At 64.2% G+C, this 24,230-nt stretch carries 20 protein-coding genes and 1 pseudogene; 13 read left to right on the forward strand and 8 right to left on the reverse strand.

What is annotated here, in order from left to right; genetic code table 11:
- Positions 1-19: 19 nt before the first annotated feature.
- Positions 20-358 (reverse strand): annotated as a pseudogene (locus LQ771_RS16080) (UDP-glucose 4-epimerase GalE); the annotation flags it as partial.
- A gap of 131 nt (positions 359-489) precedes the next feature.
- Between LQ771_RS16080 and LQ771_RS12075 the strand changes: the two are divergent.
- The 4 genes from LQ771_RS12075 (at position 490) to LQ771_RS12090 (ending at position 4,294) form a co-directional block, all read left to right on the forward strand.
- Positions 490-1,236 carry an electron transfer flavoprotein subunit beta/FixA family protein gene (locus tag LQ771_RS12075; RefSeq protein WP_231349657.1) on the forward strand — a complete coding sequence of 249 codons (747 nt, stop codon included), beginning with the start codon at positions 490-492 and terminating at the stop codon, positions 1,234-1,236.
- 90 nt (positions 1,237-1,326) lie between these two features.
- Positions 1,327-2,268: an electron transfer flavoprotein subunit alpha/FixB family protein gene (locus LQ771_RS12080; RefSeq protein WP_231349658.1), complete on the forward strand. Its 942-nt coding sequence runs from the start codon at positions 1,327-1,329 to the stop codon at positions 2,266-2,268.
- Between the two features lie 197 nt (positions 2,269-2,465).
- Positions 2,466-3,197, forward strand: coding sequence for an NAD-dependent epimerase/dehydratase family protein (locus LQ771_RS12085; protein WP_231349659.1), 732 nt, complete (start codon positions 2,466-2,468; stop codon positions 3,195-3,197).
- A 113-nt stretch (positions 3,198-3,310) separates the two neighbouring features.
- Complete coding sequence (locus LQ771_RS12090; RefSeq protein WP_231349660.1) at positions 3,311-4,294, forward strand: glycosyltransferase family 2 protein; 984 nt, start codon at positions 3,311-3,313, stop codon at positions 4,292-4,294.
- 38 nt (positions 4,295-4,332) lie between these two features.
- On the opposite strand, the gene LQ771_RS12095 is transcribed toward LQ771_RS12090, so the two are convergent.
- The 3 genes from LQ771_RS12095 to LQ771_RS12105 form a co-directional block, all read right to left on the reverse strand.
- The gene (locus LQ771_RS12095) at positions 4,333-5,181 is read right to left on the reverse strand and encodes a glycosyltransferase family 2 protein (protein WP_231349661.1); all 849 of its coding nucleotides are present in this window, start codon (positions 5,179-5,181) and stop codon (positions 4,333-4,335) included.
- A gap of 6 nt (positions 5,182-5,187) precedes the next feature.
- Positions 5,188-5,559 (reverse strand): GtrA family protein, encoded by a 372-nt coding sequence (locus LQ771_RS12100; RefSeq protein WP_231349662.1) that lies wholly within the window; start codon positions 5,557-5,559, stop codon positions 5,188-5,190.
- Between the two features lie 196 nt (positions 5,560-5,755).
- On the reverse strand, positions 5,756-7,519 hold the full coding sequence (locus LQ771_RS12105; RefSeq protein ID WP_231349663.1) for a hypothetical protein: 1,764 nt from the start codon (positions 7,517-7,519) through the stop codon (positions 5,756-5,758).
- A gap of 373 nt (positions 7,520-7,892) precedes the next feature.
- Between LQ771_RS12105 and LQ771_RS12110 the strand changes: the two genes are divergently transcribed.
- The 5 genes from LQ771_RS12110 to LQ771_RS12130 all read left to right on the forward strand — a co-directional run bounded on the left by LQ771_RS12110 (position 7,893) and on the right by LQ771_RS12130 (position 13,968).
- Positions 7,893-9,035, forward strand: coding sequence for a glycosyltransferase (locus tag LQ771_RS12110; protein ID WP_231349664.1), 1,143 nt, complete (start codon positions 7,893-7,895; stop codon positions 9,033-9,035).
- A 1-nt stretch (position 9,036) separates the two neighbouring features.
- A complete protein-coding gene (locus tag LQ771_RS12115; protein WP_231349665.1) occupies positions 9,037-9,834 on the forward strand; it encodes a class I SAM-dependent methyltransferase in 798 nt (265 codons plus the stop codon).
- Positions 9,831-10,796 (forward strand): lysylphosphatidylglycerol synthase domain-containing protein, encoded by a 966-nt coding sequence (locus tag LQ771_RS12120; RefSeq protein WP_231349666.1) that lies wholly within the window; start codon positions 9,831-9,833, stop codon positions 10,794-10,796. The genes LQ771_RS12115 and LQ771_RS12120 overlap by 4 nt, the downstream gene beginning before the upstream one ends.
- A 189-nt stretch (positions 10,797-10,985) precedes the next feature.
- Positions 10,986-11,969 (forward strand): glycosyltransferase family 2 protein, encoded by a 984-nt coding sequence (locus LQ771_RS12125; RefSeq protein WP_231349667.1) that lies wholly within the window; start codon positions 10,986-10,988, stop codon positions 11,967-11,969.
- Positions 11,962-13,968, forward strand: a complete 2,007-nt coding sequence (locus LQ771_RS12130; protein WP_231349668.1) for a hypothetical protein — start codon at positions 11,962-11,964, stop codon at positions 13,966-13,968. The genes LQ771_RS12125 and LQ771_RS12130 overlap by 8 nt, the downstream gene beginning before the upstream one ends.
- A 40-nt stretch (positions 13,969-14,008) precedes the next feature.
- Here LQ771_RS12130 and LQ771_RS12135 read toward each other — a convergent pair whose 3' ends face one another.
- From LQ771_RS12135 to LQ771_RS12150, 4 genes are read right to left on the reverse strand one after another with little or no spacing between them, the layout of a single operon-like run.
- Positions 14,009-17,203, reverse strand: coding sequence for a glycosyltransferase (locus LQ771_RS12135; RefSeq protein WP_231349669.1), 3,195 nt, complete (start codon positions 17,201-17,203; stop codon positions 14,009-14,011).
- A gap of 3 nt (positions 17,204-17,206) precedes the next feature.
- Entirely contained in the window at positions 17,207-18,607 is a 1,401-nt protein-coding gene (locus LQ771_RS12140) for an ABC transporter ATP-binding protein (RefSeq protein WP_231349670.1), read from the reverse strand.
- A complete protein-coding gene (locus LQ771_RS12145; protein ID WP_231349671.1) occupies positions 18,597-19,427 on the reverse strand; it encodes an ABC transporter permease in 831 nt (276 codons plus the stop codon). The genes LQ771_RS12140 and LQ771_RS12145 overlap by 11 nt, the downstream gene beginning before the upstream one ends.
- 31 nt (positions 19,428-19,458) lie before the next feature.
- Positions 19,459-20,622 (reverse strand): cystathionine gamma-synthase, encoded by a 1,164-nt coding sequence (locus LQ771_RS12150; protein WP_231349672.1) that lies wholly within the window; start codon positions 20,620-20,622, stop codon positions 19,459-19,461.
- Positions 20,623-20,781: 159 nt separating this feature from the next.
- Between LQ771_RS12150 and rfbB the strand changes: the two genes are divergently transcribed.
- From rfbB to rfbD, 4 genes are read left to right on the forward strand one after another with little or no spacing between them, the layout of a single operon-like run.
- Positions 20,782-21,831: a dTDP-glucose 4,6-dehydratase gene (gene rfbB / locus LQ771_RS12155; protein WP_231349673.1), complete on the forward strand. Its 1,050-nt coding sequence runs from the start codon at positions 20,782-20,784 to the stop codon at positions 21,829-21,831.
- 11 nt (positions 21,832-21,842) lie between these two features.
- Entirely contained in the window at positions 21,843-22,730 is an 888-nt protein-coding gene (gene rfbA, locus LQ771_RS12160; protein WP_231349674.1) for a glucose-1-phosphate thymidylyltransferase RfbA, read from the forward strand.
- Positions 22,727-23,284, forward strand: coding sequence for a dTDP-4-dehydrorhamnose 3,5-epimerase (gene rfbC / locus LQ771_RS12165; protein ID WP_231349675.1), 558 nt, complete (start codon positions 22,727-22,729; stop codon positions 23,282-23,284). Before rfbA ends, rfbC begins: the two co-directional genes overlap by 4 nt.
- On the forward strand, positions 23,281-24,210 hold the full coding sequence (gene rfbD / locus LQ771_RS12170) for a dTDP-4-dehydrorhamnose reductase (protein ID WP_231349676.1): 930 nt from the start codon (positions 23,281-23,283) through the stop codon (positions 24,208-24,210). Before rfbC ends, rfbD begins: the two co-directional genes overlap by 4 nt.
- Positions 24,211-24,230 lie beyond the last annotated feature (20 nt).

Genomic DNA, 24,230 nt, shown 5'->3' on the forward strand with positions numbered 1-24,230 from the left:
CCGATGAGGCGGCGGTCGAGGAAAACACCAGCCGCCCTGCGACCGCCTCACGCATCGCCTGGAGCAGGTTCAGCGTGTCGCTGACGTTGTTCTCGTGATAGGCATGAGGTTGCCCGACCGATTGGCCCCAACGAACACGTGCAAAAGTGCATGACCGCATCGAACCGTGCGCCGCCGAAGACGCCAGCCAGGATCTGGCGGTCGAGCAGATCGCCTTCCACCAGGGACGCCCGCCGCGTCGCGGTGGCCCGTCGCAAGGCTGTCGAAACCACGGCTGATGCCCCTTTTTGGCGAGCAGATGACAAACCTTGTGCGAGCCGATGTAGCCCGCTTCGGTGCAAACCAGACCTTCCTGCACGCTCCCATGTGTGGCAGCCGTCCATTACACGCGGCGAACCCGCATACGCGGGCGCATGGCCGGTCGGGTTAGAATCGTGGATTCACGTCTTTCCCATGCCGCCCGCGGAGCGGCACATCCGAGGAACCGAAATGAAGATTCTGGTCGGCTACAAGCGTGTCGTGGACTACAACGTCCGCATCCAGGTCAAGCCCGACGGCACCGGCGTGGTGACCGAAGGCGTCAAGCTCTCCGCCAACCCCTTCGACGACATCGCGCTGGAAGAAGCCCTGCGCCTGCGCGAGAAGGGCGTGGCCGAGGAAGTGGTGATCGTGGGCATCGGCCCGGCCGACCTCACCGCGCACCTGCGTAACGGCCTGGCCATGGGTGCCAACCGCGCCATCCACGTCACCACCGCCGACGCCATCCAGCCGCTCACCGCCGCGCGCACGTTCCTCAAGCTGGTCGAGAAAGAACAGCCGGGCCTGGTGATCCTTGGCAAGCAGGCGATCGACGACGACGCGAACCAGGCCGGCCAGATGCTGGCCGCGCTGTGGGACCGTCCGCAGGCGACGTTCGCAAGCAAGGTCGAGATCGCCGACGGCAAGGCCACCGTGACCCGCGAGGTCGACGCCGGCCTGGAGACCATCGAGGCCGAGCTGCCCGCGGTGATCACCACTGACCTGCGCCTCAACGAGCCGCGCTTCATCAAGCTGCCGGACATCATGAAGGCCAAGTCCAAGCCGATCGACGTGATCGAGTTCGGCTCGCTCGGCGTCGAGGGCGGCGACCACCTGAAGACCACCCACTATGCCGCCCCCCCCAAGCGCAGCAAGGGCGTAATGGTGAAGGACGCGGCCGAACTGGTCGCCACCCTCAAGCAGAAAGGCCTGCTGTAAACCCATATCCCCTGTAGGAGCCCACCTGTGGGCGACCGGCAAGCCCGAGCCGCCGCGCTGGCTCCTGCAGAGACACGGAGAGAAAGAGACATGAGCAAGATCCTAGTCATCGCCGAACACTTGGACGGCAAGCTCAACCCTTCCACCGCGCGCGCCGTCAGCGCCGCCGCAGCGGTCAAGCCCGAGGCCGTCGACGTGCTGGTATTGATCGACAGCGCCGACGCCATCGCCGCCGAGGCCGCGAAGATCGAAGGCGTGAGCCGCGTGCTTACCGCCAGCCGCGCGGAGAACGCGCACGCGCTCGCCGCCGTGCTGGCGCCGCAGGTGGCCAAGGTCGCCGCCGGCTACAGTCATGTGTTCGCCCCGTCCACCACCTTCGGCAAGGATCTTGCCCCTCGCGTGGCCGCGCTGCTCGGCGTGGCGCAGGTCAGCGACGTGATGTCGGTCGAGGGTGCGCACACCTTCAAGCGCCCGATCTACGCCGGAAACGCCATCGTCACCGTGGAAGCCGACCCGGCGCAGACGGTGGTCGCGACCATCCGCACAGCATCCTGGTCTGCCGCCGCCAGCGACGCCGGCAACGCGCCGATCGAGGCGTTGAACCTGGACGTCGCGCTGCCCTCGCATACGCGCTTCGTCGAGCTCAAGCAGGGCAAGAGCGACCGCCCGGACCTGCAGAGCGCGAGCAAGGTCGTCTCCGGCGGCCGCGGCGTCGGATCGAAAGAGAACTTCGAGATCATCTACAAGTTCGCCGACAAGATCGGCGCGGCCGTCGGCGCCTCGCGCGCCGCGGTGGACGCTGGCTACGTGCCCAACGAGATGCAGGTCGGCCAGACCGGCAAGATCATCGCCCCCGAGCTCTACATGGCCATCGGCATCTCCGGTGCCATCCAGCACCTGACCGGAATCAAGGACGCCGGCACCATCGTGGCGATCAACAAGGACGGCGAGGCGCCGATCTTCGAGGTGGCGGACATCGGCCTTGTCGGTGATCTGTTCAAGATCATTCCGGAGATCGAGCAGGCGATCTGACGCCCAGCGATCTGCCCACGCGCCCGTAAACCCGAGCGATGCAACACGACCCCTGAATCGCGCCTTAGCCATCGCGCCTGCATGACCGGCGCCCCGAACTACGGTTTAGCCATGATGAATGGATGCAAGAATTTCGCAACGGGCATGAAGGGATGCCACTGCAGCCCAGACTGCACGCTGGTGGAACGGAGCGATTCGTGATCGTCGGCAACGGGCTACTTGCTCATACATTCGCGCCCCGCTTTGCCGACGACTCGGAAACAATCGTCTTTGCCTCCGGCGTGTCGCACTCGGCGGAGACACGAGCGTCGGAGTTCGAACGCGAACGCGCCATGTTGCTGGATGTGCTTCAGCGCGGAACTCGGCAGGTGATCTATTTTGGGAGCTGCGGAGTCACCTCGCCCGCGTCAGAACTTACCCCCTACATGCGCCACAAGCAAATGATGGAGGCACTGGTACTGGCCTTGCCCGGCAACCGCGTTTTCCGCCTGCCACAGGTCGTGAGTCACACGGACAATCCGAGCACTCTCACCAACTTCATCTATAACCGCATCATGTCGGGAGAGCACTTTACCGTGTGGGCGCATGCCGAGCGCAACCTGATCGATATCGCCGATGTATGCGCTATCGCTACCGCCCTCATCGAGGACGATGACTCGCCGCGCGTCGTGTCTATCGCGGCGCGACAGTCGCTGCTAGCCCCCGAGATCGTCTCCATTTTCGAAGAGACCCTTGGCCGCAAGGCAAACTGTTCGGTGGTCCCCAAGGGCAGCCCCCTGCTAATTGACTCGACCACAACGATGAAAGTAAGCACGCGACTCGGGATTGATCTAGGCGACACGTACATCCCGGGAGTGATACGCAAGTACTATTCACCAGATGCTTCCGCGCGCCTTCGCGCGGAGCAGGCGAAAGAAGCTCGCAGATAGGGGGCCGAGCAGCGGCCCGATTGCCCCGGGCGATACGTGGAGCTCTTATGGACGCGGGCGCAGCCCTCGTCTACGTAAGACAGTTGAGTGTTGTAGGTTCCGAAGGATCTCGTATGCCTGTTTTCGATGCACCAGCCAATCTGGATGTTTCAGTTGTCGTTCCGGTCTATGGCGGGAGCGACGCGCTGCCGGAGCTATGTCAGCGCGTCACCTCCATGGGGCAACAGGCGGGCCTGAGCTTCGAAATTATCTTGGTGGATGACCGCGGTCAGAAGCAGGCATGGGATGTCATTTGTGGACTCGCCAAAGAATACCCGAACGTCCGCGGACTACGGCTGGGGCGCAACTTCGGACAGCACGCTGCGACGATCTGCGGCATCGCGCATGCGCGCGGAGAATGGATCGTCACCATGGACGACGACTTGGAGCACCCACCGGAGGCGATACCAGCCCTGCTCAATGCGGGCACCGAAGACTACCCTCTGGTCTACGGCGCCTTCGAGCAGCGGACACACGCAGCCTACAGGAACCTCAGTTCGGAAATGATGCGCAAGGTGTTGAAGTGGACCTTCCCCGACCTCAACGAGGACTATTGCTCCTTCCGCGCCATCCACGCCCCATTAGCAAAGCAGCTGGACCGCTTCGGATTCCATCGCCCCTACATCGATGGCATGCTTTCGTGGCTAACCGCCTCGGTCAAAACGGTGGCCGTACAACACGAACAACGGGCCCACGGTAGGAGTACATATACGCTGCGCAAGCTTTTGTCGCACGCGACCAACATCTTCGTCTCGTTCTCCCATCTACCACTTCGCGCTGCTACGTTTTGCGGCGCCATTCTGGCCGGGATGAGCTTCGCCTATCTGCTGTACGTATTGTACGGCAAGCTTTCTGGCCACTTTACTATTCCTGGCTACGCCTCGCTGATGTCCACCGTCTTGCTTGCCTGCGGTATCCAGCTACTGATACTCGGCGTGGTCGGCGAATACGTGGGCAGACTAATGGGGGCAACATTCAAGCGGCCCGTTTACGTCGTAGACCGCCAAGCGCCCTCGCGCCAGGGTACGGTCCCGTCGCGGGGAACCACAGCCATGTGAGCTTGCTCTGACAGAGGAAGGAGAATACCGAACCCCGGTCAGAGCCGCCGCCACATCGACAGATACACCAAGCGGCGGGTGTAAGCCATGGCGGTGGCACGCAAGTTCCCGATGATCAGATCGGCACGCGAGAGCAGGCCAGGATGCCGGTCCCGCAAGGCTGCGTGAAAGTGCCGCGCCTGCGCGGCCTGCTCTCGCACCAGCCGCACGCTCCACTGACTCGCGCTAATTCGGAAGCAGGCCAACGGGTCCTGCAGCGCCACCAAATCACCCTGCTCCAGGATCCGGCAATAGGTCGCCTGGTCGATCAAGTATGGGAACGCGTTGTCCCACCCACCCGCCCGCTCGAGTGCGGCGCGGCGGAACAGAACGCAAGCAGGCTCGCCGAACAAGTTGCTGCCGGCGCGCACCACGGCGCGCATTGCGTCGCGGCCCGAAACTATGCCGTCCAGCCCCCTGAGGCCCCAGTTCCGGAGGAGCGGCTGGCCTTTGGCGTCAATTAAGTCGCGGCGGCACGCCACCATAACCGCACGAGGGTTGGCATCCAGTGCGGCCACCTGCCTTGCTAGTGCGCTGGGAGCAATGAGATCGTCGCCACAAACCAGCTTGAGCAGATCTCCGCGGGCGTGTTGGCTAACGCGGTTCCAATTCGCCAAGGCACCTCCGCCGGCCGGCGTGCTGGAGAGAATTCGCACCCGCGGATGTGTTGCGAAAACCTCCAGTATCTCTCGCGTGGCATCGCTCGAAGAATGGTCGGCGACCACTACCTCGTAATCGTCGAAGTCCTGGGTTAGTACCGAATCTAGCGTGCAGGCAAGATAAGCCGCGTTGTTGTAAGCCGGAATGACGACCGAAACCCGGGGGGACGACTGGCTGGTCCGGTTCATTTCTTTTCATCCCCTCGTGCGCCTGAAAGAAAAATACTTGTGGCCAACGTAATTGAAGACCACAATCAAAACGGTAATGGCCACCTGTACGGGAATCGGTGGCAGCCCTGCCAACTCCACCAGTGCGGTCAATGCGAAAGCGTTGGCTAACAATGCCACCAGATTCACGCCGGCAAAGCGCATTAGGTCTTTCAGCCAGCGCCCCTTCACCTTGAACACCCAGCGACGGTAGGCAGAAAAGACCAACAGGAGCGAGACCAGCCACGAGATGCAGAGGCTGACCGTCGAGGGCACGCGCGGCCCGAGCAGTATTACCAGTGCGGCGAACAGTACCGTGCTGAAAACGGTGTTGAGGCCACCCACGATCAGGAACAACACTCGTTGGTCCTTCAGGAGGGCGAGTCCCGTTCCCAGAAGCCGCTGCCGCGCCCTGGCAAGGGTCGGTCCAGTGCCGCGCGCGTCTTCGTTCGCCCCAGGCGGCGTTGTCACCGCCGGGCCCTGCGCGGGCCACAACCATACACGCCTGGCAGTAGGAAGCAGGACGACCGCAACATCGGGAGACTGATTGCTTGCATCAATGTTCTCGCTCACAGGCAAATCTAGCGTGGCTCAACAGCACGCCGAGCGTCCGGCCATCGTGGCTGCCGGGGACATCTCTCGCGGGCACTGTGGTCCGGGAGACCGAAAGCAAGACTATTTGGGGCCGCGCCGCGCCGGGTATGTGGATCTCGCGGCCCTGGCCAGGCGCCAAGGTGACCCGCTGCAGGGCGTCGCCAGGCCTGGAAATGTCCAGCTCACGGTTCTCGAAGGAGCCGGGCAGGTACACTTGCGCAGTGAAGTCACAGCCGCACGCGGGCAGGAGCAGTTCGGCTTGCCCAGCACTCCATCTCGCCTGTCCCTCCTGCGCATGCCAGCCCTTGGTATAGGACACCTCCGCACTGCGACAGGCTCCCGACGTTAGATTCGCCTTAGACCACAAACCGAGCCGCTTTTCACGCAATGTCTCGGCGCCCCGGCGAGCATAGACTAGCGGGGACTGAAGTAGCTCGGCTGCGGAAGCGTCCGGCACCCCAAGGTAGATTGCGCGGTTCACCGCTTCGAAGTACGCAGCCCGGTACGGCGCGACCCGCCATTCACGCCAATAGGTCAGCGCTTGGCCAACCAGCACCGCCAGTATGAAGGCCATGAACAGACGTGCATTGAGCTGCCGGCGGCGCGCACCGCCGGCAGCGACGTCTTCGTACCAAAGCCAGGTGACGCCAATCAGGAACAGCACCAGGTCCATGAAATAGCGCGATGCCATCACCGCGGCGACACCCGCCACGCCACGAGTTGCACCGAGCGCCAGCGCGATCAGTCCGCCATATGCCAACAGAAATAGCGGCAGCAACGACCGGCTGTGCAGCCCCCGTCCCAAGCGCCGCCAGACCATACAAAAGGCGACCGTGACACTCACACCACCGAAGAGCATGAATAGGCTTAACGGGAAGGAGATGGCTGACGCAGTTTCCACGCCCATCCAACTGGAGCCGAGCGCATACAGCGCCATCGCGGCAATTGTCAGGGGTGCTCTAGCGCCGCCCACAGTGCTAGTGGTCGGCGCGTTGAACCCGCCCACGATGTAGACCAGCAGCGCCAGCACCAACGCCACGGCCGGAACTAACTTGCGCCAGACGATAACCTGCCCGTTACGGGCCGCCACCACGATATCCAGCAGGTGGACCGACAACACCGAAAGCACGAACGCGTAAGACCACCCCATGCCGAGGACGAGCACGATCACCGGACCGGCGACGGTCAGGCAGGTCGCCAGCACCGGAGCGTGCCCGTTAGGGCGGCTGAGATAACGCGAGTACCCAGCAAAATACAGTACGAAAGAAAAATTCTTTAGCCACAGGGGCAAGCCGAGGTCAAGCGTGAGCAACTCGAAGCCGGCCCAGCTAAAGCACAGCACCGCAAACACGCAAGCGATCGCCAATCTCCCGGTCAGTACGCCGACACCTGGCGCTTCGCCCGCAAGCGCCCCCTCCCCTTTGACAAACACGTAGACGAGGACGGAGCTCACGCCGGCAATTGCAATACCACTGGCGCGGTTAGCCAGTTCCACGTCCAGCGAGAAGAAAGCTACATTGGCCCATAGCGCCAGTTGGTTGATGAAGCCGTGGTGCGCGGCTCCCTGGCGCCAGAATTCTAGAAAGCCCAGATCGCCGGCCAGCCATCGTTCAAGCTGGTACACCAGTCGCAGGGAGTCCATGTACAGCGCGTCGGCATGCGTGCGCGTCACATAGAGCTGGTGCAGCACGAAAAATACGCCGCCAGTCAAAACAGCAGCGACCAACGCCCACTTGTCTACCCTATCTCGCACCATTCTGCCTCGTCCTGATTGGTTTTCATTACCGGCCGCCTTAGCCGGCTCAAGCCGCGCCGGGGAAGCCCTACCTGAATGCGCACGCGCCTAGCAGGCCGCAGCGGGCGCAGGAAAGACGCTTCAAAGGGTGGTCGCTGGCGGCGAAAATCGCCTGCCCTGCCCTGGCGCACCGTCGCCGGCGGAGCCGCGATGGCCGCAAGGCGCGCCGTAACCCTCGCTCTGCACGCGAGCCGCGGGCGCTTTGATTAGTATCTCGTCTATGATAATCGAACGGCTGCGCGGGGATAGTCTGTAAAAAGGGATCCCCGGCTGACGGCCGCCACCGTGCCTGGGACTTGACGCTATGCGCATCCTATTATGGGGCACCTACGACACCGGCAAGCCAAGGGTGCGGGTATTGCTTGCCGGCCTCGAACGCTCCGGGGTGCGGGTCGACCAGTGCCATGCAGATGTCTGGCAAGATGTGCCCGACAAGTCGCAAGTGCATGGCTGGCGCCAGCGCATGACGGTGGCGGTGCGTTGGCTGGCCAGCTACCCGGCCCTGGCTTGGCGCCTTGCGCGGGCTCCCAGGCCCGACGCCATCCTGATCGGCTTTCCTGGCATCCTGGACATGCTGGTGGCCGCACCGATTGCCCGCCTGCGCCGTATCCCGCTGGTATGGGACATGTTCATGTCACTCTACGACACCGTGGTGGAGGATCGGCAACTAGTGCGCCGCACGGGCCTAACCGCACGCTGTCTGTTCCAGCTGGAAGGCCTTGCGCTGCGGCGCGCGGACATCGTTTTTCTCGACACCCGTGCGCACGCGCGCCGGGTTGAGGAGCTGTTCGGACTGGCCCGAGGGCAGGCAGAGGCCGTCTGGGTCGGGGTGGAGACCGAACACTTCCCCATGATGGCGGGCGTGGGCCCGGGCGCGGATCCGGGCGGTGTCCCGGCGCGCTTGCGCGTACTGTTCTATGGCCAGTTCATCCCTTTGCACGGTATCGAGACCATCGTCCAGGCCGCGCGCATGACGCGGGACGACCAGATCGACTGGCACCTAATCGGCACGGGGCAGGAAGCGCGACGCATCGAGGCGATGTTGGCCGTCCAACCCCTTCCGCGGTTGCACTGGGATCGCTGGGTTGATTACCCGCAGCTGCACCGGCACATCGCCGCGGCCGACCTTTGCCTGGGCATATTCGGCGAATCTCAGAAGGCGGCCAGCGTGATCCCAAACAAAGTGTTCCAGATCCTCGCTATGGGTCGCCCACTGGTCACCCGGGACTCGCCGGCCGCGCGCGAACTGCTGCGCGACAACCCGCCCTGCGTGCGGCTGGTGCCACCGGCCGATGCATATGCGCTGGCCGCCGCGGTTTGCGCGTTCGCGCGGGAGGCGCGCCCATCGACGCCCTGCCATGGTCCGCTCCGCGACCGGATCGGCGCCGAGGCAATCGGGCGACAGTGTGTCGAGCTGCTGCAGCGCCGGCTCCCACAGGAGGCCTGACATGGAAAATCTGCGCCTGCTTGGCCCCGCCGCACCCGAGCAAGGCTGGGTGCCTGCGCCTCGGTACCTGCTGCGCCGCAACCGCGTAATGCACGCGCTTGCGGCCATCGTGCCTTGCCAGGTGCTGGAGATCGGCTGCGGTACCGGGCTACTTCTCCACGAACTCGCCGATCGCGGGTTCGCATGCACCGGACTGGAAACCTCGCGCGCGGCGCAGGAGCTCGCCACCCGGCTTGCGGAGCAGGCAGGGCGCCCTATCCACTTCCACGCCGAGCCCGCGCCCGACTGGCGGCAGCGGTTCGGCTTGCTGATGGCGCTGGAGGTGCTAGAACACATCGAGGACGACCTCGGAGCGTTGCGGCAATGGCGCGCATGGGCGGCGCCGGGGGCTCGGCTCCTGCTGTCAGTACCCGCCCACCAGACCCGGTGGAACGCGCGGGACGTGTGGGCGGGCCACGTACGCCGCTATGAGCGGCAACAGTTGGCCGGGCTCTTCCAGGCCGCCGGCTTTGCCGTCGAACGCATCGAGTGTTACGGCTTTCCGCTCGCCAATCTGCTGGAACGAGCCGCCGCCAGGCGCTACGCCGGGAAGCATCGGGAGCGCTCACCGCCCGGCCAGGACAGCCGCGATGCCAACACCGCGCAAAGCGGCATTGATCGCACTTCTGAGGTGAAGTGGTACCCGCTGCTGCGCAGCCTGCCCGGACGCGCCCTGCTGGCCGCCGCGATCCAGGCACAGCGACCGTTCCTGAGCACGGAAGCGGGCAACGGCTATCTGGCCCTGGCACGCGTGCCTTGAAACAGGTCTGGCGGACGGCAGGGCTACTGCTTGGCATGCTGACCGGCGTGTACTTCTTGGTACACGCCCGCCGCACCTTGGCCAGCAGCGATCTGTCGGGTTTGCTCAACGTCAACGTGCTGGCCTCGACGGTCTGCTTGGCCGCGCTCTATGCATTGGCCATACCCGCCACGGCCCTCGCCTGGGTGTGGATGCTCCGATCCATGAAGCAGCCCGCAAGCCTCTGTCGGATGCTGCCGATCCTCGCCACCACGCAGTTTGCCAAGTACCTTCCCGGCAACGTGGCACAACACATCGGCCGGATCGCGCTCGCCCGAGGCGCCGGACTGGACCTGCCGGCCGTGCTCTTCTCGATCAGCTGGGAAATGCTGCTGACGGTGGTTGCCTGCACGCACGTCAGCGCGCTGACTCTCTTCTGGACCGGGCCAGTGCTGGCGCACGGCCATCTGGCAGCGTACCGGGCTCCGCTGCTCCTCGGCGTCACCCTGGCCGTCGCTGCGGCGCTGCTGCTGGCGCCCCCTTTGGTTTCCCGGCTAGCGCTCCTTCGTGCCGGCGTTCGGAGTGATCCGACCGCGGTACCGCCCCGGGTCGGCTTGGCCCCCTCCACGGTACTGGGCTGCTACGCCATATACGTAACCAACTTCTTTTTGATAGGCGGCGGGCTGTGGCTCGTGTCTCATGCCATCGCGGCGGAGGGCACGCCGGCGCCGGGCGTGATCTTCCTGACTGGCGCCTTCGCCAGCAGCTGGATCCTCGGCTTCGTCACGCCAGGCGCGCCAGCCGGGCTGGGCATCCGCGAAACCGTGCTCGCCGCCTTGCTTGCCGGCAGCCTTCCGCCAACGCAGGCGGTGGCGCTGATCGTGGCGCTGCGCGTGGCAACCACGATAGGCGACTTGGCGGTCTTCATCGCTGGCAGCCTGGCTATGCGCCAACTTCACAACCTCACTTCACCGCCCGCTTAGGCGGAACTTCCCTGCGGATGGTGGCGCCGTAATGCCTCGCGGAGCATCATGGGAGGTGATCGGGATAGCTACCGCGGCGCCTTTTCGCAAACGCAGGCGATAGCGGAAGCCGCCCCGTCAGTTCACGCTTACCTACATAGGAACACAGACACCATGACGTAGCTTCCCTGCCGAAAAAGGAAGGGTCCCATGAAGCTCATCATCCAGATTCCTTGTTTCAACGAGGCGCAGACGTTGGCCATCGCCCTAGCGGATCTGCCCCGGGCGGTCAATGGGTTCGATGTGGTGGAGTGGCTGGTCGTCGACGACGGCTCGACGGACGGGACGGCCGAGGTGGCTCGCCGCCATGGTGTACGTCATGTGGTGCGCCATCCAGTCAACCGCGGCCTGGCCGCGGGCTTCATGACCGGACTGGAAGCTTGTCTGCGGCTCGGCGCGGATGTCATCGTCAATACCGACGCTGACAACCAATATTGCGCCGCCGACATCCCGCAGCTCACCGCGCCCGTGCTGGCGGGCGAGGCCGACATCGTCATCGGTGCGCGCCCGATAGACCAGACCGCGCATTTCTCCTGGACCAAAAAAAAACTGCAGCGCCTGGGCAGCTGGGTGGTGCGCGTGGCCAGCCAAACCGACGTAGCCGACGCGCCCAGTGGTTTCCGTGCCATGTCGCGGGAGGCGGCGATGCGTCTGCACGTCTTCAACCCCTACACCTACACGCTTGAAACCATTATCCAGGCGGGCCAGAGCAACCTGCGCATCGCCTCGGTCCCCATCCACACCAACGGCGACCTGCGCCCCTCCAGGCTGGTCACAAGCGTGCCCAACTACGTCAAGCGCTCGCTGGCAACGATCCTGCGCGTATTCGCCGTCTACCGGCCGTTATCGACGTTTCTGCGCATCGGCTCGGCTTTCTGGCTAGTCGGGCTGCTAGCCGGCATCCGTTTCCTTTACTTCTACCTGAGCGGTGATGGGCAAGGCCACGTGCAATCGGTGATCCTGGCATCACTTTGCGTCACGCTCGGCACGCTCCTATACACGATGGGCCTGATCGGCGACATGGTCGCGACCAACCGCAAGCTCATGGAAGCAATCGACTTGAGGCTCCAGCACATCGAGTACCGGGGCGCACCAAATCAAACCGGGACAAAGCATGAACGCGAGCATGAGTAAGCGCCTGCTGGACACCCGCAAGCTCCTTTTCCTCACGCCTGCCGTATTGTTGGGGTTGCTTCTGTTTTCGCTCGTCATTGTCGCCTGCTCGCAAGCCCTCGATCGTGCGCCTTCGTTCGACGGCGCGATGAATCTGGAGGTGGCCAGCTCGATAGCTAACGGTGACGGCTACCGTCGTACCTACGCCGATCGGCAACCGTTTCCCCACGAGATACAGACCGGCGCTCCGTACGTGCTGCCCGCCGCAGCTGTCTTCGCCGCCTTCGGCGTCGGCATCGCTCAGGCTCAGGTGGTCAACATCGGCTTTTTCCTGGCCTTGGTTGCCGCCTCCTGGTATCTGGCGAAGCAGATTGGCGGCGGCACCCTAGGGTGGCTTGCAGCCTGCACCGTCGTGGTGACGCCTGGCATGGCGCAGTTCGGATTCAACGGTTACGGCGAGGTTCCTGCGCTGGTATGGGTCCTGGCTGCCACCGCGATTTTCCACCGGCGCCCATCCCGCCCCTGGCTCGCGACCAGCGTCGCCGGCCTGCTGCTGGCGCTCGCGGTACTGACCAAGACGGTCATGCTGATTGGGGCCGGCGCGGTGGGGATATGTATCGTTCTGGAACTGCTGCTGGCGCGCCCCGGTCCGCCGATGGAACGGTGGCGGCAACTCGCAGCCCTGGTGGCAGCCGGCATGCTCGCACTTGCAGCCATGGAGGCGGCCAGGGCCACCGCCTTGGGCGGCGCAAGAGAGTGGAAGGCATGGTGGGCCCAGGAAGCCGGTGCCATCTTTCAGCAGGCTGGTGTCCGGCCAGGCTTCGCCGATACGGTCGGCAGCCTGCTGGCGAAATTCAGCACCCATCTGGCGCTGTTGAGCGGTGATTACGGCCGTGCAACCTGGCTGACCGGCGCTTGGCTCGTGCTGGTCGGCCTCGCCTGGATCGCCGCGATGCTATGGCCGCGCCACCAACCGGGCAAGTGGAGCACGCTAGCGATCCTCTCGACCGCCATGGTCTACCTGGGGTGGTGGCTGCTGGTCACGCCAACGGCCAAGGCGTGGCACCGACGCATCCTCGATGGCATGATCTGCGCCGACCTGGGAATGGTCATGTTCGCCGGTCTGTGCCTGGGTGGCTTGTGGCAGAGCACTGGCGTCCGGCTCAAGAGGCTGCTGGCGGCAGGCATCGTGTTGGCCCTACCGCTGGTGTCTGTGTTGAACGGAATTCGCGCCTGGACGTCGTCACAGGCGGCACCGGATGACCTGGCATTGCTGGCGATGGCCAAGCGCGTCCATGCGCTGCCGGCAGATGCGTACCTCTTTGGCATCGGTTGGTACTCGGCGCCGCGTGTCGGCCTGCTGTCGGAACGCAATCTTCTCGACTTCAACGACATACCCGTTTCGCGCCTCAAGGCCGGGCGACCGGTCTACTTCATCCAGGCGCCAGCCGACGGCACCGACTACCTGCAGGGCGTTCGCTTAATGTACGGCCTGTCGGCCCCGGCCGGCGGCTACGCGTTGCTCCACGCCTCACGCTTGGAGCCGGTCCCGCTGGTTGCCGGAGGTGCACCGGTACGCCGGCGTATCCTTGCGGCCGACGACTATCCCTACATGCGGGGGTTCAACGAGCCCGAAGGCGCCAACGGGCGCTGGCTAACCGACGACAACCTCATCCTGCTCAGACCGAAAGCCGGCGACCACCTGGAAATCAGGACACAAGTGCCACTGGGCGCCTATAGATATCCTGGGCTCCCGGGGGTTATCGTCAGTTTCAACAGTTGTCCCGCCGGTAAACAGTCCGCGAGCCCCGGGGTTTCTACACTTGCTTTCGCAATACCGCCAGCATGTCGTCTAATTCCGGGTACCCCGGTAAATGTGCGGATTCAGGTAGACAATTTGCGCGCCATTCCAATCACTCAAGATGCTCGCGCTTTGTCCATCCTTGGCAAGGAAATTGGATTCGTGGCTCGTGAAGCATCTCCGGTTAGTAACCCCGCTGATGAGAGTAAGTCCCACTAGCCAACCGATATGAGAAGACGCTGCTTGGGTTATACGCCGCTCAAGTTGCGCGAGTATCCAGCGCACGGCTCAAGGCCTCAGCGAAAGCCTCCACGGAAAAGTTGCCTGCAATATACCCGGCGCCATTGCCCGAAGTGGCTACCCAGGCGGTATCGTCGCTCACTAAGCGAACGATGGCATCGGCTATGGCAGCAGCATCGTCCGATACCGGAATGAGATCCTCAAGGCCAGGCAGACCCTGTGCGCCCACAGTGGTGGTGATCAGTGGCACACCCTGCTGCATGGCTTCGAGAACCTTGAGCTTCACCCCGGCCCCGAAGCGCAACGGCGCGACGACGAGCCTTGCCTGGCGGTACCGCCTCGCCAGTTCGGCATCTTCCACGTAACCAGCGACCTCCACCCGTTCCGAACCCAGGGTAAGGACCTCTTCGGATGGATTGGAGCCCACCAGGCTGAGGGAAATATGGGGCAGCCGCTCCCAGACGCTAGGCATAATTTCCCGGACCAGCCAGCAAGCAGCATCCACATTGGGTGGATGGGCGAAGCCGGCCACGAAGAGAACCCCCTCACGGCTTTGAAGGTTCGCCTCCGGCCGCTCCTCCACCCCATCGAAGCAGTACAGGGGAACCGCCGTCGCATTCACACCGGGGGCCAGCGCTCTCACCTCGGCCGCCTCTTCCTCCGAGGGATACAGCACCACGTCGCAGCGGCTCCATACGCCCCGCTCCAGGTGTTCCATGGCTTCCGCTTCGGCCTTCAGCCCGGGCTCGGCGGTGACTGCCAGTTGGCGGAGCATTCGCTTGAAGTGCAGATCGTGTCCGAAAAACATGAGGCGTGCGGCAGTCGATCGGCGCACGTCATCGATGTACTTCACGGCCACGTGCGGTCGGCTCAGCAGGACGTGGGTCAGTTCGCCACCGCGTTCAGCCAGGAACTTGTCGAAGGCGCCGTTCCAGCGGTGGCCGTAAATGACCTCGACACCTGCCTCCTGCAGCCGCCGCGTGTACACGGGCATGTTCCAGAGGTTGTCTGGCCAGAAGACGACCTTGAAACCCATTGCCTGGAACTGACGCATAAACTCGACCATGACCCGCGAACCGGCATCGCGGTCCGGCTGTGGCACGTAATGGTCGACGACGAGAATCGTCCCTCTGCGTGACGAGCGCTCTCGAGCTCGCACCACGTTCTGGCCGTTCGGATAGTGGGCAGCCTGAAGTGACTGAGCCCAACGCTCATGAAAGCGCTTGCGGTTCTCCGCCTGATACACCTTTATGCCGGACCCTTCGTCCGTGCCATGGGAAACGCCCTCGTGGTGGATCACGGTCGAAAAAGGCGTGTAGTAGACGCGCTTTCCGGCCTCCCTTACCTTGAAGGCCAGGTCGGTGTCCTCGTAATAGGCCGGGACATAGCGCTCGTCGAACCCGCCGAGACTGTCGAACAGAGCCCGCGGAATCATCAGGGAGGCGCCCGAGCAGTAGTCCACCTCGCGCACGTAGTTGTATTCCGGCGCGTCCGGGTCCTGTAGGCGCCCCACGTTCCAGCCGGAACCATCGTTCCAGATGATGCCCCCGGCTTCCTGCAGCCGCCCGTCCGGGTAGACCAACTTGGAACCCACCATGCCGCAGTCCGGATGGCGCTTGAACACGTCGAGCATGGCGTCGAGCCAGCCCTCGCTGACCTCGGTGTCGTTGTTCAGCAGATAAAGATATTCGCCCGCTGCCTGCGCCGCAGCCCGGTTGCAGGAGCGGAGGAAACCGAGGTTCTCGGGATTTTCGAGGTACCTCAGCCCGGGAACCCCGCGCAGGCGGCCAATGGCCTCGTCACCCGAGGCATCCTCGACCACCATGACCTCGAACGGGAAGCCGGGCTGGTGGTGCATGATCGAGCGAAGGCAGGCCACCGTGTAAGCCAGCTGGCCATACGTCGGCACGACGATGCTCACCCGCGGCTTCGAATAATCAGGGAAGCGCAGATCGGCAATTTCCACCTTGGCGGCAGGTACAGGCAATGACTTCGCGGGAGGTCGGGCAGGCAACAGACGGGCGAGCGAGGTGCGCGCTCCCGCGAAATCTCCCTTGGCCAACCGGGCTAGCAGACGGAGAGGTCGAGTCACTTTCCAGGAGTGCGAGGCATACACTTCCCTTAGCTGCTCCCGGCTGCTGCCCAGTTCGTATTCCAACGACCGTGTCTGCGCCTGGAGCCGGCTGATCTCCTGCCTGCGTGCTTGGTCGAGCTCCTTGAATGCTCGTGCCTGCGCAACCAGCGATTCGCACACGGCGCCCAAGCCGGCTATCGCCTCGTCGTCATCGTGGAGGATCTCCCTAAGGAGCGAGCGAGCCTCGCCAAGCTGGACCTCAGCGTGGTCGCGCTCCTGGTCAAGCCGCCTGGCCCACGCGGCGACATCCTCGTGCTCCGCCACCAGTGCACCATGCCTATGGTGGAGGTCTTGAAGTTCCTCGTCGGTGCGCTGTGCCCAGGCCGCGACTTCCCGGTGCCTCAGATACAAGTCCTCCCGCTCTGAAAGGAACAACGACGGATCTGGGCTGGGAAGTACCACCCCATCCGCGGCGGCGATAGCCACGAAATACATCGGTTCGGCAAGGGCCGGAGACCTGTCCAGCACCTCGGATCCGGTATCCGTCAAAGGCTTCATGCTCCCGCAGGCGTGCTCGACTCCAAGAGGCAGCAGAACCGATCCAACCGCCAACCGCTGGCCGAAGTAGCGGACCTGGGAAAAACGGGCAGCGAGCAATTCGTCCAACTCGCTGAAGTCGAGTTCCTTAACGTGGAACTCGTTGTGATACGCGCCATTGTTCGAATAGACCGGGCGATTCGGAGACGACATCACCAGGATGCCGTCGGGTCGCAGTACCCGCCGCAGCTCGTCGATCATCTCCCGATGCTTTTCGTGGTGCTCGATGGTCTCGAACGACACCGCCATGTCGACACTGGCATCTGGCAGCGGAATCTTCGCAGCGCTCCCCTCGCGGAAACTCACGCCGGGAAGCTTTCCGTAGATCTTGGTCGCATGTTCGACGGCTTCTGCGGAGATGTCGACACCTATCACTGAAGTTGCATATTGCGACAGCATCGCGCTGCCGTAGCCTTCGCCACAGGCAATGTCCAGTACATCCTTGCCCTTCGCAAATGCACGGCACCACGCATAGCGATGGTAGTGCTCGTAGCGGATCTCGCCTTCTTCCGTGGGAACGAATCTTTCGCCCGTAAATTCCATGGGTCAGGTACCGACTTGGTCAATTTGGATCGAATGCATGGGGATACCAACCAGACCATGCCGCATGGTGCTCTCGCTCGCCCTGAAGGTTATCGCGTCGTGAATCCAGTGTTGCTGGGTGTGGCTGTCCTGCGTCCCTGATGCCAGGGCAACGTCGACCGCATAGTCGCCGTTGGGAAGGATTGGCATGCGGAACACGAACTTTGCCCGCAAGCGCTCGCCGGGGCCAGTTTTCACTGGATGGTCCCTATAGGTCAGATAGGAGTTGTCACCGAAAAGGCGCTGACCCAGGCGGTCCTTGACGTAAAAGCCAAAAATAAGCCCCTGGAGGGAAGCCGTGGCAGCCGCCTCGATAAGCAGGGTGACTACTTCGCCGCCGTGGGTCAGCACACAAGGTTTTCCGTCCGCCCCAGCAAGAGCTACCTGAGAGATCCGGGCTGCGCCTGCGCCAAACTCCTTTTCGATGGCGTCCGGGTCGAACGCAAAGAACTCGATACGGTTGCGCGTGCCACCCTCGTTCAAATGGGCCAGGCGCGAATCGGTCACATCGGCAGGCACGCTCTGGAGAGATTTCCCATCTACAGGAACGGAGAGCTTGGCATCCGTCCTGATCACGACCACCTCGCCTTCCGCAGCGCGGTCCGCTGCGTGCTGCTCCGCCAGATAACGCTCCACCACGTCCCGTGTCGGTCCGTCCATGACCAGGCGTCCGCCGTCCAGCCATATGGCCCGGTCACACAGGTTGGTCACCGCGGCCGTATCGTGGCTGACGAAGAGTAGCGTCCCGCGCTTCTGGAACTCGCGCAGAAACCGCATGCACTTCTGAGTGAAGCGCACATCGCCCACGCTCAGCGCCTCATCGATGATCAGCGTATCGGCATCCACGTGCGCAGCGATGGAGAAGGCCAGACGCACATACATGCCGCTGGAATACGTCTTGACGGGCTGTTTTATGAATTCGCCGATCTCGGCGAACGCCAGGATGGAGTCGAACCGCTCGCGGACCTGTCGCTCGGTCAGGCCATAGAGCAGCCCGCTCAGATAGACGTTTTCCTCGCCCGTGAAGTCAGGATTGAATCCTGCACCCAATTCGAGCAGGGCAGCGATGCGTCCGCTGGTGGCCACCTGGCCCTCGCTCGGATGGAGCGTTCCGCACACGATCTGGAGCAGCGTGGACTTGCCTGACCCGTTCCTTCCGATGATTCCGACGGTTTCACCGCGCCGTACGGTGAGGCTTATCTCCCGGAGCGCCCAGAACTCGTTGTAATAAGCGTTCCCAGGGCGGCCGGCCAGCCTCGCTAGGCGGGGCAACGTCATTTGCTTCAGACGATCGATCGGCCGGGCGTAGATGTCGTACTTCTTCCCGAGCGATTCGACAGAAATGACGGGCAGGTCAGAGGACATCGGCAAAGCCCCGTCGAGTCCGCTGGAACCACGCAAAAGATAACCACGCGAAACCTGCCGACAAAACCGCATACCACCCAAGCATCGTCCAGTCAGGCAGCCGCCCCCATACCAGCACGTCCCGGGACGCCTCCACGATCTCCGTGAGCGGGTTGATGTAGAGCAATGGTCGGTACGGCGCAGGGATCAGGGTCCGCGGGTAGAAAATGGGTGCAAGGAACATCAGCAGCGAGGTGAGGATGCCAACGGCTTGCTTGAGGTCGCGCAGGAAAACCCCCAGCGAGCTGAGCAACCAGACCAGCCCGACCACGAAGGGGACGAAAGCGAGCACGACAACCGGGAACAGAACGATCGTCCATGGAAGCGTGTGCCGTGTCACCCCGGTGAAGGCGAGCAAAACGATCGTGGACACGAAAAGGTGGAATAGCGCCGAGCCGACCACGCTCCACGCGAGGGTTTCCAGGGGAAACACTACCCGCTTGACGAAATTGGTATTTTCAATGATGAGCGACGGAGCTCGGTTGGCACACTCCGACAGCATCGAATTAATGTTGAGCCCGGCAAAAAGCATGATCGCGAAATCAAGGTGCGAACTCTCGCTCCCCCAGCGGGACTTGAAAATGCCGGCGAATACGAACGTATAGACGCCCAGCATCAACAATGGATTGAAGAAAGACCACAACAGGCCGACGAACGAGCCTCGGTACCGGCCCACCACATCCCGCTTGGCCAACTGCAAAACCAGCGCCCAGTGCTTGCGCAGGGCGCGATACGGCGACAGGGGGTCCCAAAGCCGATAGCGCTCCATCCGCACGTCCATCACAAGCTGTCCATATGTTCGATCCGGCTGATCAGGACAGCGCCTGACCGAGTTCTTCCCTGAGATCCTCAACGTCCTCGACGCCCACCGACAACCGCACCAGCCCATCGCTGATCCCAAGCCGCTTGCGGTTGGCCGCGGGCACCGAGGCGTGGGTCATGATCGCCGGATGCTCGATCAGGCTCTCGACGCCGCCGAGCGATTCGGCCAGCGCGAACAGTTCGCAGCGCTCGAGCATGCGCCGCGCCTTGCGCAGGCCGCCCTTGACCTCGATCGTGATGATCCCGCCGAAGCCGTGCATCTGGCGGCGCGCCAGGGCGTGCTGCGGATGGCTCTTCAGGCCCGGGTAGATCACCCGCTCGACCGCCGGGTGCTTCTCCAGCCACTGCGCCAGCTCCATCGCGTTGCGGCAATGCGCCTGCATGCGCAGGTGCAGGGTCTTCAGGCCGCGCATCGCCAGGAAGGCGTCGAACGGGCCGGCGATGGCGCCCACGGAGTTCTGCAGGAAGGCCATCCGCTCGGCCAGTTCCTCGCTGCCGGCGACCACGATGCCGCCGACCATGTCCGAATGGCCGTTGAGGTACTTGGTGGCCGAATGCAGCACCAGGTCGGCACCGAACTCCAGCGGCCGCTGCACCATCGGCGAGCAGAAGGTGTTGTCCACCACCAGGATCAGCCCGTGCTTCCTGGCGAAGGCGGCGACCTTGGCCAGGTCCACCAGCTTGAGCATAGGGTTGGTCGGCGTCTCGGCCCAGATCATGCGGGTATTGGGCTTGAGCGCCGCCTTCAGGGCCTTGGCATCGTTCAGGTCGACGAACTCGAAATCGAGGCCTGCCGAACGCCGGCGGACCCGCTCGAACAACCGGTAAGTGCCGCCGTACAGGTCGTCCATCGCGATCACGTGGCTGCCCGAATCGAGCAGGTCCAGCACCGTGGCCGCCGCGGCCAGCCCGGAGGCAAACGCGAAACCGGCCACCCCGCCCTCCAGATCCGCCACGCAGCGCTCGTAGGCCATGCGGGTCGGGTTCTGCGTACGCGAGTACTCGTAGCCCTTGTGCTTGCCAGGGCTTTCCTGCACATACGTCGAGGTTGCGTAGATCGGCGTCATGATCGCGCCGGTGCTCGGATCCGGGTGCTGGCCGGCGTGGATCGCCCGCGTTCCGAGTCCGAGGGGGGCAGCGTTCTTCTTGGTCATGGCGTGGATCGGCCGGCGCCGGCGAGGATGGGACCGCTATCTTAACCGCGAAGCCTGATTTTTCCTTAAGTTCGTCAGCACGCCGCGCGGCATCGCCCCCTTGAACAGCGCACCGATGGCACAATGCGTGGTTTGGAAGAACGCGAACGGATCCCCCCCATGGAAACCTTGCTCGTCACCGGCGGCGCCGGCTTCATCGGCGCGAATTTCGTGCTGCAGGCGGTCGCCGACGGCCTGCGCGTGGTCAACCTGGACAAGCTGACCTACGCCGGCAACCTGGACACGCTCGCCTCGCTCGAAGGGAGCGACCGGCATCTGTTCGTCCAGGGCGACATCGGCGACCGTGCGCTGGTGGCGCGGCTGCTGGCCGAGCACCGGCCCCGGGCGATCGTGAACTTCGCCGCCGAGTCACACGTGGACCGCTCGATCGACGGGCCGGCCGCCTTCGTCGAGACCAACGTGGTCGGTACGCTCGGCCTGCTCGAATGCGTCCGTGACTACTGGCGCGCGCTGGAAGGCGACGCCCGCGAGAACTTCCGTTTCCTGCACGTATCCACCGACGAGGTGTACGGCTCGCTCGGCGCCGAGGGCAAGTTCACCGAGACGACGCCTTACGCGCCCAATTCGCCCTACTCGGCCTCCAAGGCGGCCTCCGACCACCTGGTGCGCGCGTTCCATCACACCTATGGCCTGCCCACGCTCACCACCAACTGCTCGAACAACTACGGGCCCTATCAGTTCCCCGAGAAGCTCATCCCGCTGGTGATCCAGAAGGCGCTGGCCGGCGAGTCGCTGCCGGTCTACGGCGATGGACTCAACGTGCGCGACTGGCTGTACGTAGGCGACCATTGCAGCGCGATCCGCCGCGTGCTCGATGCGGGACGAGTGGGCGAGACCTACAACGTGGGCGGCAACGCCGAGCGCGAGAACCTGACCGTCGTCAAGACCATCTGCGCGCTGCTCGACGCCCGCCGCCCGCTGGCCGACGGCCGTCCGCGCGAATCGCTGATCACCTTCGTCAAGGACCGCCCCGGCCACGACCGCCGCTACGCCATCGATGCCGGCAAGCTGCAGCGCGAGCTCGGCTGGTCGCCGACGCAGACGTTCGAGACCGGAATGGCACATACCGTCGATTGGTACCTCGCGCACCAGCCATGGGTCCAGCGCGTCCTGGACGGCAGCTACCGCATGGAACGACTGGGATCGTAGGGAGACGACACATGAGCGCACGCAAGGGCATCATCCTGGCCGGCGGCTCCGGCACGCGGCTGTATCCCATCACGCAGGGCATCAGCAAGCAGCTGCTGCCGGTGTACGACAAGCCGATGATCTATTACCCGCTGGCGATGCTGATGCTCGCCGGCATCCGCGAGGTGCTGGTGATCAACACCCCGCACGAGCAGGCGCTGTTCCAGCGGTTGCTGGGCGACGGTTCGCAGTGGGGCATGGATATCCGCTACGCGGTGCAGCCTTCGCCGGATGGCCTGGCGCAGGCGTTCCTGATCGGCCGGGAGTTCCTCGGCGGCGCGCCGAGCTGCCTGGTGCTGGGCGACAACATCTTCTACGGCGTGGGCCTGACCGAACGCTTGCAGCGCGCGACCACGCGCGAGCGTGGCGCCACCGTGTTCGGATACTGGGTGAGCGATCCGGAGCGCTACGGCGTGGCGGAATTCGATGCCGACGGCCGCGTGGTGGATCTGGAGGAAAAGCCGACCAGCCCGAAATCCAACTACGCCGTCACCGGCCTGTATTTCTACGACGAACGCGTCAGCGACTTTGCGGCCTCGCTCAAGCCCTCACCCCGCGGAGAGCTGGAAATCACCGACCTGAACCGGTGCTACCTGGCCGAAGGCGACCTGCATCTCGAACAGCTCGGCCGCGGCTATGCCTGGCTGGACACCGGCACGCACGAGTCGCTGATGGAAGCAGGCAACTTCATCCAGACCATCGAACACCGGCAGGGACTGAAGGTGTGCTGCCCGGAGGAGATCGCCTTCCTCAAGGGCTGGATCGACACCGAACAATTGCTGCACCTGGCCGAGCCGCTGGCCAAGACTGGGTACGGCCACTATCTGAAGAACCTGACTAAACAGGGTGCCGTCCGATGAAGGTCGTCCAAACTGCGCTGCCTGGCGTCGTGGTGATCGAACCGCAGGTGTTCGGCGATGCCCGCGGCTTCTTCTACGAGAGCTACAACGAGGGGAAGTACCGCGAGGCCGGCATCGACCGCCGCTTCGTGCAGTCGAACGTCTCGCGCTCGGCGAAGGGCGTGCTGCGTGGCCTGCATTATCAGTGGCCCAACCCGCAGGGCAAGCTGGTCAGCGTGCTCGAAGGCGAGGTCTACGACGTGGCGGTGGACATTCGCCGTGGCTCGCCCACCTTCGGGCGGTGGGCGGGGGTCATGCTCACCGCCGACAACCACCGCCATTTCTGGATCCCCGAGGGCTTCGCGCACGGCTTCTGCGTGCTGTCCGGGTTCGCCACCTTCAGCTACCAGTGCACCGCGCTGTACGAGCGCGAGCACGACGCCGGCATCCGCTGGAACGACGCCGACATCGCCATCGACTGGCCGGTCAGTGCGCCACTGCTGTCGGACAAGGACATGCGCGCGCCGTTCCTGAAGGACGTGCCGCCCGAGCGCCTGCCCGTCTACGCGCCATGAAGATCCTCCTGCTGGGCGCCAATGGCCAGCTTGGCCGCACCTTCGTCGAGGAAGGCGGCCTGGCCGCGCGCGGCGAGCTGGTCGTCGCCACGCGCGACGGCACCCTCTGGAACGGCGAACGCGCCGAGGTGGCCGACCTGGCCGTGCCCGGGTGGGACGCACTGCTGGAGCGCCTGCGCCCGGACGTGATCGTCAACGCCGCCGCCTATACCGCCGTCGACCGCGCCGAACAGGACGAGGCGCTGGCCAAGCGCATCAATGGCCAGGCAGTCGGCGAGCTGGGCGCCTGGGCCGCCGCCCACGACGCGCTGGTGCTGCATTACTCGACCGATTACGTGTTCGACGGCAGCGCAAGCGCGCCCTACCCCGTCGACGCGCCCACCGGCCCGCTGGGTGCGTACGGCCGCAGCAAGCTCGCCGGCGAGCACGCGCTGCGCGACAGCGGCGCCGATCACCTGATCCTGCGCACGGCCTGGGTTTACGCGCCGCACGGGCACAACTTCCTCTGCACCATGCTTCGGCTGGGTGCCGAGCGCGAGGAACTGCGCGTGGTGGCCGACCAGTTCGGCGCGCCCACGTCCACCCAGCTGATCGTGCGCACGAGCCTGGCCCTGCTCGACCGCTGGCTCGCGCACCCGGACGCGCGCGCGGAGCTGCGCGGCACGCATCACGTGGTCGCCAGCGGCCATACCAGCTGGCACGGGTTCGCCACTGCAATCTTCGAGGAGGCCCATGCCCGTGGCCTGCTTTCTCGCATGCCCCGGGTGCTCCCGATCGCGACTGCCGACTACCCGACCCCCGCCCGCCGGCCGGCCTGGTCGGTGCTGGACAACCGCAGCACGGCACGGAAGGCAGGGGTCGCGCTGCCTGACTGGCGCAATGGGCTGGCCGAGGTCATGGAACAGCTGGCTCACCGGACGCATTAGTCCCACGACGGCTGTTGGAG

It is taken from the genome of Frateuria soli, from assembly GCF_021117385.1.
Taxonomy (GTDB): Bacteria; Pseudomonadota; Gammaproteobacteria; order Xanthomonadales; family Rhodanobacteraceae; genus Frateuria_A; species Frateuria_A soli.